The organism is Corynebacterium sp. MSK004 (assembly GCF_030232515.1).
GTDB classification, from domain to species: domain Bacteria; phylum Actinomycetota; class Actinomycetes; order Mycobacteriales; family Mycobacteriaceae; genus Corynebacterium; species Corynebacterium hesseae.
Map to the genome: position 1 here is coordinate 120,246 of NZ_JASPKB010000003.1, position 13,943 is coordinate 134,188.

Consider the following 13,943-nt stretch of genomic DNA (forward strand, 5'->3'; position numbering starts at 1 on the left):
GGGATGTGGCTTCGCACGTGAAGCGCCGTGAGGCGTGGCGAGGCATTCCCACATGCAACATGTGCACCATGCACTGTTGCGATAGACCATCACAGGTTACGTGACAGATAGTGCGCGAAACAAATCGACACACTGGGTGTCCCCGAAATTACAAAGATGTTTTTATCCGCAGCTAGAACGCCACTTTTTGCCCACATGCTGCGCGGCAAGCGCCCCCTCTCGCCGTTCTTGAGCCGCGCTTGGCGCCCCCGTGCCGAGCCCGCATAAAAGTGCGTTAGACAGCGCTCTCATAACGCGGTACAACTGAGGAATCGAATTCCACAGTCACCCACAGGGTGTGGATAACTCTCAATGAAGACTTGAGACTTTCGCTGTTTATGCAGGTTAACTGTATTGAGGAGCCGATGTACAGTTATCCACAGCTATGAGATAGGCTGTGGATAAACCACCTATCCACACTTGTGGATAACTTTGTGGATTCCGAGGTTACGCACCAAAACATCGTGTGGAATCTTCGGTGGAAATTACAACTTCATGTGATTTCTCATCCTGTATCTCTCCTCATCCATCCGTCCATCCCCGATCCCCAACCCACAGTCACGCAGTAAATACTCAGCTCCCAAGGCCTCTTCTTCAGGGAACCGAGTAGGTGTGACCGGCCCCGGCCGATGACACCGCGTGAACTGTAACTACACAGAAGGTAGGCGTTTTGTCTGATCCGCAAGCAGCCCTCCGGGCCAGCTGGAAAGCTGTGGTCAGTGATTTACTGGCTCAGTCCGAACAACCAAGTTCGGACGTACCTAATTTCTCCCATAGCCAGCGCCTCAATCTTCAACTTGTAGAACCCATCATGATCGGTGATGGCTACGCGCTGATCGCCGCTCCGCACGAGAACGCCAAGAATGTCATCGAGGCCGAGCTGGGGGAGTACATCACCCGCACCTTGTCGCAGCATATGGGGCGCCCTTGTTCTTTGGCCGTGACCATTGCGGCGCCGCCGCAGCCGGCTCACGAAGAAGCGCCTGAAGCGCCCGCACCCCAGCGCCCCATCCAAACAGAGGCCCCCGAGCACGGCATGGGGCACCAGGCACAGGCTTTCCAGCAGCCCATGCCGCCCACTCCATCTGCTCAGCCAGAGACGCCAAGCCACCATCAGCCGCGCTCTTGGGACACTGCGCATTCTCCGGCCAGCTTGGATGAGTTGGCACAGCACTACAGCGATCAGCAAAGCAGCGTTCCGAGTGGCTACCCCGAGGCAACCGGACCGCGCATCCCGCGCGAGGAACCGGCGCACAACCCGAACCGCGAAAAGTCCCTCAACCCGAAGCACACTTTTGAAAACTTCGTCATCGGGTCCTCCAACCGTTTTGCCAACGGCGCCGCCGTGGCCGTGGCCGAAAACCCCGCCCGCGCCTATAACCCTCTCTTCATTTGGGGCGGCTCCGGCTTGGGCAAAACCCACCTGCTGCACGCGGCCGGTAATTACGCCCAGGTCCTGCATCCGGGCCTGCGCGTGAAGTACGTTTCCTCGGAGGAATTCACCAACGACTACATCAATTCCCTGCGTGATGACCGCCAGGAATCCTTCAAGCGCCGCTACCGCAACCTGGACATCCTCATGGTCGATGACATCCAGTTCCTCGAAGGTAAGGAGTCCACGCAGGAGGAGTTCTTCCACACCTTCAATGCGCTGCACCAGGCAAATAAACAGATCATTTTGTCTTCCGACCGTCCACCAAAACAGCTGACCACGCTGGAGGATCGCCTGCGCACACGCTTCGAGGGAGGTCTGATTACGGATATTCAGCCGCCAGACCTGGAAACGCGCATCGCCATCCTCATGAAGAAGGCCTCCGCGGACGGGACCGACGTCGATCGCTCGGTCCTCGAGCTCATCGCCTCTCGCTTCGAATCCTCGATCCGCGAGCTGGAGGGCGCGCTCATCCGTGTTTCTGCGTATTCTTCCCTGGTCAATGAACCGATCAGCCTAGAGATGGCGGAGATTGCCCTGCATGATCTAGCCCCGGATTCTGCGGATCGCCAGATCACCGCGGCGGCCATCATCGAGGTCACAGCGGATTACTTCGACATCGACGTGGATACCCTGCGCGGTTCTGGTAAGAAGCGCGCCGTCGCCCACGCCCGCCAGCTGGCCATGTATCTGTGCCGCGAGCTCACAGAGCTTTCCCTGCCCAAGATTGGTGATCAATTCGGCGGCAAGGACCACACCACCGTCATCTATGCGGACCGCAAGATCCGTAAGGAGATGACTGAGAACCGCAACACGTACGACGAGATCCAGGCCCTAACCCAACGCGTGAAGAACCACAACCAGCGTTAACACCACGCAGCGCTTGGCGACGCCCCTGCCCACCTCCCGCAACAACCATTCCGCGGGCGTGGGTAGGGGCGTCTTTGCGATCCACCCAAAAGTTATCCACACCGTTATTCACAGCTGTGTAATTTCATTGTTGTAATTTGTAGATCCTCATCACGTTTTCTTCTTCCACAGCAGATCAGAAGGGTCATCGCCCTTGTGATTAACCCTGTGATCAGCGCAGACAGATCTGGGGATGAATTGTGGATAACTTTGACCCCGACCCAGTTACTCACATTTCTTGTCATTTGATCACAGTGATCCCACACCCCGACTCACAGATCGTTTCACCGTGAAGAGCTTGGCTTTTAGCGGGTTGTCCACAGATCCCACAGCGCTTATTACTACTCCTATTTTGTTTTCTCCCTAACCAAGAAGAAAAAGGATGTGTGTGATTCGTCGGCGCCCTGCACGGTCGCGCGCTTGAATCGCAAAGCAGGGAGGGTGAATGACAAAATCCTGTGCTTCGGCACCGATCCTGTAAGTTGGAGTGAGCTTGCAAGAATCTTCCATCCGCAACTAGAGGAGCGTCTCACCATCATGGAGCAGTCCGTGTCATTTCGCGTTGCCAAAGATGATCTCGCTAACGCCGTAGCGTGGGTCGCGCGCAGCCTTCCTTCGAAGGTCACCCAACCAGTACTGCGCGCCATGCTGATCACCGCGGATGACAATGGTTTGGAATTCACCGGCTTCGACTACGAGGTTTCCACCCGCGTGCGCATCGCCGGCATGGTGGATGAGCCGGGACGCATCGCTGTGGCCGGTAAGTTGCTCTCTGATATCGTTGCTTCCTTGCCCAACAAGGAAATTGAGATGACGCAGGAGGATAACAAGGTTCTGTTGACCTGTGGTTCTTCGCGCTTCGAACTGCCGCTCATCCCGCTGGATGATTACCCCCAGCTCCCTGTCCTGCCGGAGGTCACCGGCACCATTAACCCGCAGCTCTTCGTCGAAGCCATCAGTCAGGTTGTCGCCGCGGCCGGCAAGGATGACACGCTGCCGATGCTCACCGGCGTGCACATCGACATCAATGGTTCCCACGTGGAAATGACGGCAACGGACCGCTTCCGCCTGGCCATGCGCACCTTCGAGTGGGAGCCGGTATCTCCTGACGTCCAGGCCAAGCTCCTCGTCCCAGCCAAGACGCTGCAGGAGACCGGCCGTTCCCTGGACACGCACCTCAACATCCCGGTTGAAATCGCCGTGGGCACGGGTGAGAACATCGCTGCCGAAGGCCTGTTCGGCCTGCATGCGGATAACCGCGAGACCACCACCCGCATGCTGGACGCGGATTTCCCCAACGTTGCTCCCTTGCTGCCCAAGACCCACAGCGCCATGGCCAGCATCGAGGTTGCTCCGCTCCAGGAAGCCATTCGCCGCGTCTCGTTGTTGACGGATCGCAATGCGCAGATCCGCATGGAATTTAGCGAAGGCGAGGTGACCTTGGCAGCCGGTGCGGACTCCGGCCGCGCCAGCGAATCCCTGCCTTGTGCTTTCAACGGCCGTGAGGACTTCGTCATCGCCTTCAACCCGTCCTACCTCAAGGATGGTTTGGCTGTGGTTCACACGGACCGCGTGGTCTTTGGCTTTACCGAGCCTTCGCGGCCTGCGATCATGATTCCGGAGCCGGAGGAGCTACCAGCGGCCAACGAGGACGGCTCGTTCCCGACTCCGGAGACTCATTTCACCTACCTGCTGATGCCAGTGCGCTTGCCAGGCTAGGCCGTATGTACATTCGCGATCTCGATGTCAGGGACTTCCGCTCCTGGCCCGAGCTCACCCTCAGGCTGAAACCGGGGATCACCCTGTTTGTCGGCCGCAACGGTTTCGGCAAGACCAATATCGTCGAGGCCATCGGGTATACCGCGCATCTTTCTTCGCACCGTGTGGCCCACGATGCCCCCCTCGTGCGCCACGGCGCGCACAATGCCCGCATCTCCGCCACCGCGGTGAACCAGGGCAGAGAGCTCACCGCGCACTTGCTCATCAAACCCCACGCGGCCAACCAGGCGCAGATCAACCGCACGCGCCTGAAGTCCCCGCGCGAGTTACTTGGCGTGGTGAAAACCGTGTTGTTTTCCCCGGAGGATTTGTCCCTCGTGCGCGGCGAACCTGCAGCACGCCGCCAGTATTTGGATGACATCATTGCCTCCCGCACGCCACGCCTGGCGGGAGTGAAAGCTGATTATGACAAGGTCCTGAAGCAGCGCAATGCCTTGTTGAAGTCGGCGTCGCCAAGCTTGCGCCGGGGCTACAGCGACAGTGACGGTGCCTCGGCGCTGGCCACTCTCGACGTGTGGGATACGCAGCTGTCTTCCCTCGGCGCGCAGGTGATTCAGGCACGCCTAGCGCTTGTCGACGAACTCCGCGAGCACATTCCCGCCGCTTATGCCGGGCTCGCCCCGGAGTCGCGACCGGCCGCCATTGACTACAAATCCACCGTGGACATCTCAGACCGCGAGGTTATCGAGGCCATGATGCTCACCGAGCTTGCCACGAAGCGTCAACGAGAGATCGAACGCGGCATCTCGCTCGTTGGCCCGCACCGCGACGATCTGGTGCTCAACCTTGGCACGAGCCCCGCCAAGGGCTTTGCCAGCCACGGCGAGACCTGGTCCTATGCCATCTCCTTGCGGCTGGCGGAGTTCAACCTGCTGCGCCAAGACGGCACTGATCCGATTCTCATCCTTGATGATGTCTTCGCCGAGCTCGATGCGAAAAGGCGCGAAAAGCTCGTTCACCTCGCCGCGGGTGCGGAGCAGGTGCTCATTACTGCGGCGGTGGATGAGGATTTGCCCGGAAACTTGCAGCCCATTGAACGCTTTACGGTCACAGTGCGAGATACCGACGAGGGCCGAATCTCCGAGATCGCTCCGTATACGGCGGGCGGTGACGAGGATGACTGAGCAGGACTTCGATCCGGTCAAGGCGCTTTTCGAGCGCACGCGAAGTAATTCCAAGAACCCGCCGAAGCTCAACAAGCCGGCTCCCAAGATGAACCTGACGCCGACTCCTTCGGAGCAACAGCCAACGCCGTATCGGCGTGGCCGGCCGAGCGGTCCCGATGGCCGTCGCAGGCGACGGAGCCTCGAGATCCCTAGCCTCGGCGCGCAGATTCAACGAGAGATTGGCAAGCGCGGCTGGGAACACGAATTGGCCCATGGCTGGGTCATGGGCAATTGGGAAAACCTCGTCGGCGGGCGCATCGCCGCGCACACGCAACCGCTCACCATCAAGGAGCAGGTTGTCTACGTGGCGTGTGATTCCTCCAGTTGGGCCACCGAGTTGCGCTACCTACAGCGCCCCATCTTGCAGAAGATTGCTGATCGCCTCGGCCCAGACGTAGTGGTTAAGCTGCACATTCAGGGCCCTAAGCAGCACCGCAACTATGAGGGCCGCCAATGGGTGAAGCCGCAAGGTTCGCAAGATACGTACGGCTGATTTTGGGCGACCGCGAAATTCACGCAAATTTGGGGCTCTCACGGGCGTGCAGTGCCCTTGCGTGGGGGGACACAGTGTAGAATGGCTAGAGTCTTAGATTTAGCTCTAGCCAAAAGGAGAACACGAATCCGTGGCTGAACAACACGCATATGATGCGGGGTCAATCACAATTCTGGAGGGCCTCGAAGCCGTCCGTAAGCGCCCCGGCATGTACATCGGTTCCACCGGTGCCCGTGGCCTGCACCACCTGATCTGGGAGATCGTTGACAACTCCGTCGATGAGGCGATGGCGGGCTTTGCTGACAAGGTCATCGTCACCCTCCGCGAAGACGGCGGCATCGAAGTTATCGATAACGGCCGTGGTATCCCGGTGGAAATGCACGCCTCTGGCGTTCCCACTGTCCAGGTGGTTATGACCCAGCTGCATGCCGGCGGTAAGTTCGACTCCGAATCCTATGCCGTTTCCGGCGGCCTCCACGGCGTGGGTATCTCCGTGGTCAACGCTTTGTCCACCCGCGTCGAGGCAGACATCAAGCGCGACGGCAAGCACTGGTACCAGAACTTCAACAACGCCATCCCGGATGAACTCGTGGAAGGCGATAATGCTCGCGGTACCGGAACCACCATCCGTTTCTGGCCGGACCCGGAGATCTTTGAGACCGTCGAGTTTAATTACGACACGATCGCTCGCCGCCTGCAGGAGATGGCCTTCCTGAACAAGGGCCTGACCATCGTGCTGCGCGATGAGCGCGCCATCTCTAAGGAACAGGCCGAACTGGAGGAGATCGCCGAGGCTGGCGATGCCCCAGTGAGCCTGAGCAGCCTGGATGAGAAGAGGGAGTCCACTGAGGCTGCCGACGGTGACGAAGACCAGGCGTCCAAGAAAAAGAAGAAGGAAGTCACCTACCACTACCCAAACGGTCTGCAGGACTATGTTGAGCACCTCAACAAGAACAAGACCGCCATCCACCCCACCATCGTTGCCTTCGACGTTAAGGGTGAGGATCATGAGGTAGAAATCGCGCTGCAGTGGAACCAGGGCTACAAGCAGTCCGTCCACACCTTCGCCAACACCATTAACACTCACGAAGGCGGCACGCACGAGGAAGGCTTCCGCGCGGCGCTGACCTCACTGATGAATCGCTATGCCAAGGAGCACAAGCTCCTCAAGGAAAAGGATGGCAACCTTTCCGGCGAAGATTGCCGCGAAGGCCTTGCCGCCGTCATTTCCGTCAAGGTTGGGGATCCGCAGTTCGAAGGCCAGACCAAGACGAAGCTGGGTAACTCGGAGATTCGAGGATTTGTCCAGCGCTCCGTTAACGAGCACCTCAACGATTGGTTCGATGCCAACCCGGCTGAGGCCAAGGTCATCATCAACAAGGCCGTGTCCTCTGCGCACGCCCGTGTGGCGGCGCGAAAGGCGCGCGAATTGGTACGCCGCAAGTCCGCCGGTGACCTCGGTGGCCTTCCGGGTAAGTTGGCGGATTGCCGTTCCAAGGACTCGAAGCTTTCTGAGCTCTACATCGTGGAGGGTGACTCCGCAGGTGGTTCTGCCAAGGGCGGCCGCGATTCCATGTTCCAGGCCATCCTGCCGCTGCGCGGCAAGATCCTCAACGTGGAAAAGGCCCGCATGGACAAGGTGCTCAAGAACGCTGAGGTTCAGGCCATCATCACGGCCCTGGGCACCGGCATCCACGAAGAATTCGACATTTCCAAGCTGCGCTATGACAAGATCGTGCTCATGGCCGATGCTGACGTGGACGGCCAGCACATCGCTACGCTGCTGCTGACCCTGCTCTTCCGTTTCATGCCGCAGCTGGTTGAGGATGGCCACGTCTTCCTGGCTAACCCGCCGCTGTACAAGCTGAAGTGGGGCAAGGGCCAGCCGGGCTATGCCTTCTCTGACGCCGAGCGCGACAAGCTGCTTGCTGAGGGCTTGGAGCAGGGACGCAAGATCAACAAGGATGACGGCATTCAGCGCTACAAGGGTCTGGGTGAGATGAACGCCTCCGAGTTGTGGGAGACCACCCTGGATCCGACCACCCGCGTGCTTCGCCGTGTGGATCTGGAGGACGCCCAGCGCGCCGACGAGCTCTTCTCCATCCTCATGGGTGATGACGTGTCTGCTCGCCGCTCCTTCATTACCCGCCGCGCGAAGGACGTACGCTTCCTCGACGTCTAAACGCTAGCCCAAAACCCGCAAAGACCAGCACCTCATATGAGGTGCTGGTCTTATTTCGTCGCCAAGCAGGCGTTTAAACAGTACCCATATGGCGCTGCAGAACGCGGCCGATGGTCGCGACGTTGGGCTCCAGGATCGAGGAGGCCTTGCCGCGCAGTGACTTGTAGGTGCGGGCGATGCCAGGCGCGTTCACATTCTCCGCGGCCTTGTCCGCGGTTGCCATGATGGCGGCGGTAATCTCAGCGCTGCGCCCGTCCAGATAAGTGCCGAAGTCAGACTGCTCAGAGCCCTCGAATTCCTTCCAGTAGGCATCCAGGCTGTTGAGCAGCTCCGGAAGCATCTGGTTGATTCCCTTGGACAAGACCTTTGAATCTGCCTTCTTGGCGGCGCCTAAAGCGCCTTTGAAGGCCATTCCGGAAATGCCGGAGAGCGAAGAGACGGTGTCATCGGCGGCCGTGGCCAAGTCCGCCACTACGGCGTTGCGGGTAGGGGATTGGAGAAGCTGGGTGAGGTTTGTCATACAGGCGAGCTTACTGTGCCGGTGCGGTGGAGCCTGCCTTGAGCGCGGCGAGCTGGTCAGCAATCTCCGGGAAGCCATTGGTGCGGGCCAGGCGCTCGAGGTCGAAGTCGAGGCCACCTTCGTAGAGGCGGCTGTTCTCAGAAGAACCGGAGGACCCGGCCATCCCGATCTGGGCGGCAAACTCGTCTACCTGGGCGCGCAGTGCCGGGACGTTATCCACTACCAGCTTGAGCAGTGCTGCTGCGGCGGCGATGCTACCGCCGATGATGAGCGTCATGTCGAACGGCGAGGAACCGGTGAGGGTGGTGCCGGCTTCGCCCTGCTTGAAGTCGGGGTTGAGGTTTTTCTGCCAGTCATTGTCGGCGGTCTTAGCGCTCGCAGCCGGCGTTGCGGCAGTAGCGAGAGTGGTGGCCACGACACTGGCGGCGAGGAACTTCTTCAAAGACTTCGAGGGCATAGGGGGATTCCTCCTACAAGGGAATAGAGACTTCTTTATCATGTTTAACTTACATAACTTCTGCAACAGAAAGATAGACCTCGGCGCAAAATCGCGCGAATTCTTCATTCTTTCCGCTGAGCGCGGGGACAGAACGCAAGACTGTCTCCAGTGATTCCGCCGCCGCATCGCGGCTGCCATGAACGGCAATTCCCTCAATGGTGGCCGTGCTCGCAGCCGCCGCGGCGGCCAGGGCGGCAAAGTTTATAACCCGCACCCGATAGGCCTGGCAGAACTCCCGCGCGACGAGGAGCAGCTGTTCTGCGCTCATTGACGCCCTCCCCGGGCTTGGCGGATTTCCGCTTCTAATTCTGAACGCCCAGGCAGCAGCCGGCGCGCGGTGTCCTGCACGGCGGCATCCGAGAGGGTTCGTGCTGCTGCCGCAACGATGGCGCGGACCACCGTCTCGTGCTTGGAGGTTCCTTGCGCGGAGGCCAGCAGGGTCAGCGCGTGGTCTTGTTCCGGGGTCAGGCGCAGTGTCATAGCCATAGCGCGAATGGTATCACTGTGATACCACAGCCGTGCCACAAACGGCCTTATACGGCCCTAAAGGGTAGGATAGGGCGTTATGAGTGACAATAACGGTGATCTTTTCGATCGCATCCAACCAATTGACATCAATGAGGAGATGGAGTCGAGTTATATCGACTACGCCATGTCCGTCATTGTCGGTCGTGCCCTTCCGGAGGTGCGTGACGGTCTCAAGCCGGTTCACCGCCGCATCCTCTACGCCATGTATGACTCCGGCTACCGCCCGGACCGCGGCTATGTAAAGTCCGCCCGCCCGGTCTCGGACACGATGGGTCAGTTCCACCCGCACGGTGACGTCGCTATTTATGACACCCTCGTGCGCTTGGCCCAGCCGTGGAACATGCGCTACCCGCTGGTTGATGGCCAGGGTAACTTCGGTTCTCGCGGTAATGACGGCCCGGCAGCTATGCGTTATACCGAGTGCCGTATGACGCCCTTGGCCATGGAGATGGTGCGCGATATCCGCGAAAATACCGTCGACTTCGCGCCGAACTACGACGGTAAAACGCAGGAGCCGACTATCCTGCCCTCCCGCGTTCCGAACCTGCTGATGAACGGCTCCGGCGGTATCGCCGTCGGTATGGCCACGAACATTCCGCCGCACAACCTCAACGAGTTGGCGGAAGCCATTTACTGGTTGCTGGATAACCCGAATGCTTCTGAGGAAGAAGCCTTGGCCGCCTGCATGGAACGCGTCAAGGGCCCAGATTTCCCGACTGCGGGCCTCATTGTCGGTGATCAGGGTATCAAGGATGCCTACACCACCGGCCGCGGCTCCATCCGCATGCGCGGCGTGACCTCCATTGAGGAGGTGGGCAACCGCCAGACCATCGTTATCACTGAGCTGCCCTACCAGGTCAACCCGGACAACATGATCTCCAATATTGCGGAGTCTGTGGTCAACGGCAAGATCGCCGGAATCGCCAAGATTGAGGATGAATCCTCCGACCGTGTGGGCATGCGCATCGTGGTCACCCTCAAGCGTGACGCCGTAGCCCGCGTTGTCCTTAATAACCTGTACAAGCACTCCCAGCTGCAGACCTCCTTCGGCGCTAACATGCTTTCCATCGTGGATGGCGTGCCGCGCACCCTGCGCCTGGACCAAATGCTGAGCTACTACGTGGCTCACCAGATTGAGGTCATCGTCCGCCGGACCCAGTTCCGCCTCGATGAGGCCGAGAAGCGCGCCCATATCCTGCGCGGTCTGGTCAAGGCGCTCGACATGCTCGATGAGGTCATCGCGCTCATCCGCCGTTCCCCGACGGTGGAGGAGGCACGCGAGGGCCTGATGCAGCTTCTCGGCGTCGACGAGATCCAGGCCGATGCCATCCTGGCCATGCGTCTGCGTCGCCTGGCCGCTCTGGAGCGTCAGAAGATCATTGATGAGTTGGCGGAGATCGAAGAGATCATCGCAGACCTCAAGGACATTCTGGCCCGCGACGAGCGTCAGCGTCAGATCGTCCACGATGAGCTGGAGGAAATCGTCGAGAAATACGGCGATGAGCGTCGCACCCAGATTGTCGCTGCCTCCGGAGACGTTTCCGATGAGGACCTCATCGCCCGCGAGAACGTCGTGGTCACCATCACCGCTACCGGTTACGCCAAGCGCACCAAGGTGGATGCCTACAAGGCACAGAAGCGCGGTGGTAAGGGCGTGCGCGGCGCGGAGCTCAAGCAGGACGATATTGTCAAGAACTTCTTCGTCTGCTCCACGCACGACTGGATCCTGTTCTTCACCAACTTCGGCCGCGTCTACCGCCTCAAGGCCTACGAGCTTCCGGAGGCAGGCCGCACCGCCCGCGGCCAGCACGTGGCCAACCTGCTGGAGTTCCAGCCGGAGGAGAAGATCGCCCAGGTCATCCAGATTCAGTCCTATGAGGACGCTCCTTACCTCGTCCTTGCTACCCAGCAGGGCCGCGTGAAGAAGTCCCGCCTCACCGACTACGAATCCGCACGCTCCGCTGGGCTCATCGCCATCAACCTCAACGAGGGCGATGCGCTGATCGGTGCCCAGCTGGTCAACGAGGGCGATGACATCCTGCTCACCTCTGAGCAGGGCCAGGCCATCCGCTTTACTGCCGACGACGACCAGCTCCGTCCAATGGGCCGCGCTACCGCCGGCGTGAAGGGCATGCGCTTCCGCGGCGACGACCAGCTGTTGTCCATGTCTGTGGTCAACGACGGTCAGTTCCTCCTGGTTGCCACCTCCGGCGGCTACGGCAAGCGCACGGCCATCGAAGAGTACACCCCGCAGGGCCGCGGCGGCCTCGGCGTGATGACCTTCAAGTACACCCCGAAGCGCGGCAAGCTCATTGCGGCTATCGCTGTGGACGAGGACGACGAGATCTTCGCCATCACCTCCGCCGGCGGCGTGGTGCGCACTGAGGTCAACCAGATTCGCCCGAGCTCCCGCGCCACCATGGGCGTGCGTTTGGTTAACCTGGCTGACGACGTCGAACTGCTGGCCATCGACCGCAACGTGGAGGACGACGGCGAGGAGAATGCCCAGGCAGTGGCCAAGGGTGAGAAGTCCGTGGAGGACGTCAAGCCTGAGCACCTCAAGCTTGGGGAAGACTCCAAGCAGGACGAAGCTGAAAGCAAGGATGCCGATAAGGACGAGGAGTAACCCATGATTGGACGAGAGCTTCACCTAGCCCGGATTTCGCCCATGTCGGCGTTCCGCGTTGGCTTGGCCATGTCCCTCGTCGGCCTCGTCGCCTGGATCATCGCCGTGTGCCTGTTGTATCTCGGCCTTGACCAGGCGGGCATCTGGGATTCCTTCAATAGCCTCGTCGGCGGTGTTGGCGGCGGCTTTGAGGTCTCCTTCGGGTTGGTCGTCTCCGCGGCCGCACTGTTTGGTGCCATCATCGCTGTGCTGATGACCATCCTGGCGCCGCTTCTGGCGGTGATCTACAACGCCATCGTGGACGTCTTCGGTGGATTCAAGATTCGCCTCCAAGACGAACCGCATAACTAGCGAATATCACCGAGAAAAACTACATATGACCAGGCGATTTGTAATAGATCGCCGGTCCTATGTAGAGTAACTACTCGTTCCGGTCAAGGGCCTATAGCTCAGTCGGTTAGAGCGCATCGCTGATAACGATGAGGTCGCTGGTTCGATTCCAGCTAGGCCCACCACGGAACAATGGGGCATTAGCTCAATTGGTAGAGCATCTGCTTTGCAAGCAGAAGGTCAGGAGTTCGATTCTCCTATGCTCCACAGCATAAGTGGAAGGCGCCCGGCGGAAACGCTGGGCGCTTTTCGCGTTCGGCCAAACTGGTCACACAGGGGCGGGTTAAAGGACCAAACTAAAGGCACCATATGGAGACCTCCGACCCGAAAACACCAGGTAGATGGATACGGAAATCTGCATAAGGTGCCTTTAGTTTGGTCCCAGAACAGGCTGCTGTGCGCTAGCGGGTGAGGTATTGCTTTCCCGCCTGCGGATTGGGGATGAGGCGGTCGAGGCTGACTGGCTCCAGGCCCTTCGCGCGCAGTCCGTCGATGACGCAGTCTGCGGCGCCTACGGTTGTGGCGTGAATGTCGTGCATGAGGACGATGGAGCCGGGCTGCGCGCCGTTGACTGCGGCCTCGCAGACGTGCTCAGAATTGCGGTCCTTCCAATCCACGGTGTCGACGGACCACAGGGCTTGCGCCTGGCCATTAGCCTTCGCAGCGGCCTCCACAGTGCCGTTGGTGGCACCGTACGGGGGACGCATCCACCGAGGGTTCTCACCCGTTGCTGCCTTGATTGCGGCGGCCCCGGCCTTGATCTCGCCGTCCACGTCGCTGGGGGAGAGCTTGTTGAGCTCGCGGTGGGATGCGGTGTGGTTTCCCACGGTGTGGCCCTCAGCCTTCATGCGGCGCAGCAGCTCCGGGTGCGCGGTGGCACTGGGAGCTAAGACCATGAAGCTGGCGTGGGCGTCCTTGGCCTTCAGGGTGTCGAGGAGCTGAGCGGTCAACTCGCCGGGGCCATCGTCATAGGTGATAGCCACGCAGTTGGAGCAGGTGGAATCAGCAACCGACTGCGACTGCCGTTTGCCGGTCGGCGCGGGCTTCTGAGCGGGCCGCGAGGAGCCGGCAAACACGGGATTGTTCTGCAGCTCCTTGGGAAGAGCGTCGTAGGCGTCCTGTTCCAGCTGTTTAAGGTCCTTCTGGACGTCGGGGAGTTGTGGCAACGTCGGCTGCTGAATCACCGGATGAGGAAGCTCCGCAGCGGTAGCCGTGCTGGGCAGGGCCGTGGCTGCTGCAAGGGCGATGAGGGAGCGGACAAGAACACTTTTTCGGCGCATGACAACCTTCCACAGACTTTTTCAGACCCCTCATTGTCTGCCCGGTGAAGGTGCATTATCCCTAGTGACACGCAACTAGAGTGAAAAAAGTTAACTCCTG

Annotated in this window: 12 protein-coding genes and 2 tRNA genes; 9 read left to right on the top strand and 5 right to left on the bottom strand. The window is 59.9% G+C overall.

The annotated features are described in order from the left end of the window. Nucleotides 1-709: 709 nt before the first annotated feature. The 5 genes from dnaA (at nucleotide 710) to gyrB (ending at nucleotide 8,000) form a co-directional block, all read left to right on the top strand. Nucleotides 710-2,341, top strand: a complete 1,632-nt coding sequence (gene dnaA / locus QP999_RS04675; RefSeq protein WP_070563700.1) for a chromosomal replication initiator protein DnaA — start codon at nucleotides 710-712, stop codon at nucleotides 2,339-2,341. 576 nt (nucleotides 2,342-2,917) lie between these two features. Then, nucleotides 2,918-4,099, top strand: coding sequence for a DNA polymerase III subunit beta (gene dnaN, locus QP999_RS04680; protein ID WP_284847845.1), 1,182 nt, complete (start codon nucleotides 2,918-2,920; stop codon nucleotides 4,097-4,099). Between the two features lie 5 nt (nucleotides 4,100-4,104). Next, nucleotides 4,105-5,283, top strand: a complete 1,179-nt coding sequence (gene recF, locus QP999_RS04685; RefSeq protein ID WP_284847789.1) for a DNA replication/repair protein RecF — start codon at nucleotides 4,105-4,107, stop codon at nucleotides 5,281-5,283. Continuing rightward, complete coding sequence (locus QP999_RS04690) at nucleotides 5,276-5,818, top strand: DciA family protein (protein ID WP_284847790.1); 543 nt, start codon at nucleotides 5,276-5,278, stop codon at nucleotides 5,816-5,818. Before recF ends, QP999_RS04690 begins: the two co-directional genes overlap by 8 nt. Before the next feature lie 130 nt (nucleotides 5,819-5,948). Next, nucleotides 5,949-8,000, top strand: coding sequence for a DNA topoisomerase (ATP-hydrolyzing) subunit B (gyrB, locus tag QP999_RS04695; RefSeq protein ID WP_144676073.1), 2,052 nt, complete (start codon nucleotides 5,949-5,951; stop codon nucleotides 7,998-8,000). A gap of 73 nt (nucleotides 8,001-8,073) precedes the next feature. On the opposite strand, the gene QP999_RS04700 is transcribed toward gyrB, so the two are convergent. From QP999_RS04700 to QP999_RS04715, 4 genes are read right to left on the bottom strand one after another with little or no spacing between them, the layout of a single operon-like run. Then, complete coding sequence (locus QP999_RS04700) at nucleotides 8,074-8,520, bottom strand: DUF6918 family protein (RefSeq protein ID WP_284847791.1); 447 nt, start codon at nucleotides 8,518-8,520, stop codon at nucleotides 8,074-8,076. A 10-nt stretch (nucleotides 8,521-8,530) separates the two neighbouring features. After that, nucleotides 8,531-8,977, bottom strand: coding sequence for a hypothetical protein (locus tag QP999_RS04705; RefSeq protein ID WP_143334958.1), 447 nt, complete (start codon nucleotides 8,975-8,977; stop codon nucleotides 8,531-8,533). 49 nt (nucleotides 8,978-9,026) lie between these two features. Continuing rightward, a complete protein-coding gene (locus QP999_RS04710; RefSeq protein WP_284847792.1) occupies nucleotides 9,027-9,287 on the bottom strand; it encodes a cell filamentation protein Fic in 261 nt (86 codons plus the stop codon). Beyond that, a complete protein-coding gene (locus QP999_RS04715; RefSeq protein WP_070444506.1) occupies nucleotides 9,284-9,505 on the bottom strand; it encodes a CopG family transcriptional regulator in 222 nt (73 codons plus the stop codon). The genes QP999_RS04710 and QP999_RS04715 overlap by 4 nt, the downstream gene beginning before the upstream one ends. Nucleotides 9,506-9,584: 79 nt before the next feature. On the opposite strand from QP999_RS04715, the gene gyrA reads away from it, so the two are divergent. The 4 genes from gyrA to QP999_RS04735 all read left to right on the top strand — a co-directional run bounded on the left by gyrA (nucleotide 9,585) and on the right by QP999_RS04735 (nucleotide 12,770). Next, the gene (gene gyrA / locus QP999_RS04720; RefSeq protein WP_284847793.1) at nucleotides 9,585-12,173 is read left to right on the top strand and encodes a DNA gyrase subunit A; all 2,589 of its coding nucleotides are present in this window, start codon (nucleotides 9,585-9,587) and stop codon (nucleotides 12,171-12,173) included. A gap of 3 nt (nucleotides 12,174-12,176) precedes the next feature. After that, nucleotides 12,177-12,524 (top strand): DUF3566 domain-containing protein, encoded by a 348-nt coding sequence (locus QP999_RS04725; RefSeq protein ID WP_070521969.1) that lies wholly within the window; start codon nucleotides 12,177-12,179, stop codon nucleotides 12,522-12,524. A gap of 87 nt (nucleotides 12,525-12,611) precedes the next feature. Further along, nucleotides 12,612-12,688 (top strand) — tRNA-Ile (locus QP999_RS04730). A gap of 9 nt (nucleotides 12,689-12,697) precedes the next feature. Next, nucleotides 12,698-12,770, top strand: a tRNA-Ala gene (locus QP999_RS04735). A 194-nt stretch (nucleotides 12,771-12,964) separates the two neighbouring features. On the opposite strand, the gene QP999_RS04740 is transcribed toward QP999_RS04735, so the two are convergent. Then, nucleotides 12,965-13,843 carry a polysaccharide deacetylase family protein gene (locus QP999_RS04740; RefSeq protein ID WP_070533578.1) on the bottom strand — a complete coding sequence of 293 codons (879 nt, stop codon included), beginning with the start codon at nucleotides 13,841-13,843 and terminating at the stop codon, nucleotides 12,965-12,967. Between the last annotated feature and the right edge of the window lie 100 nt (nucleotides 13,844-13,943).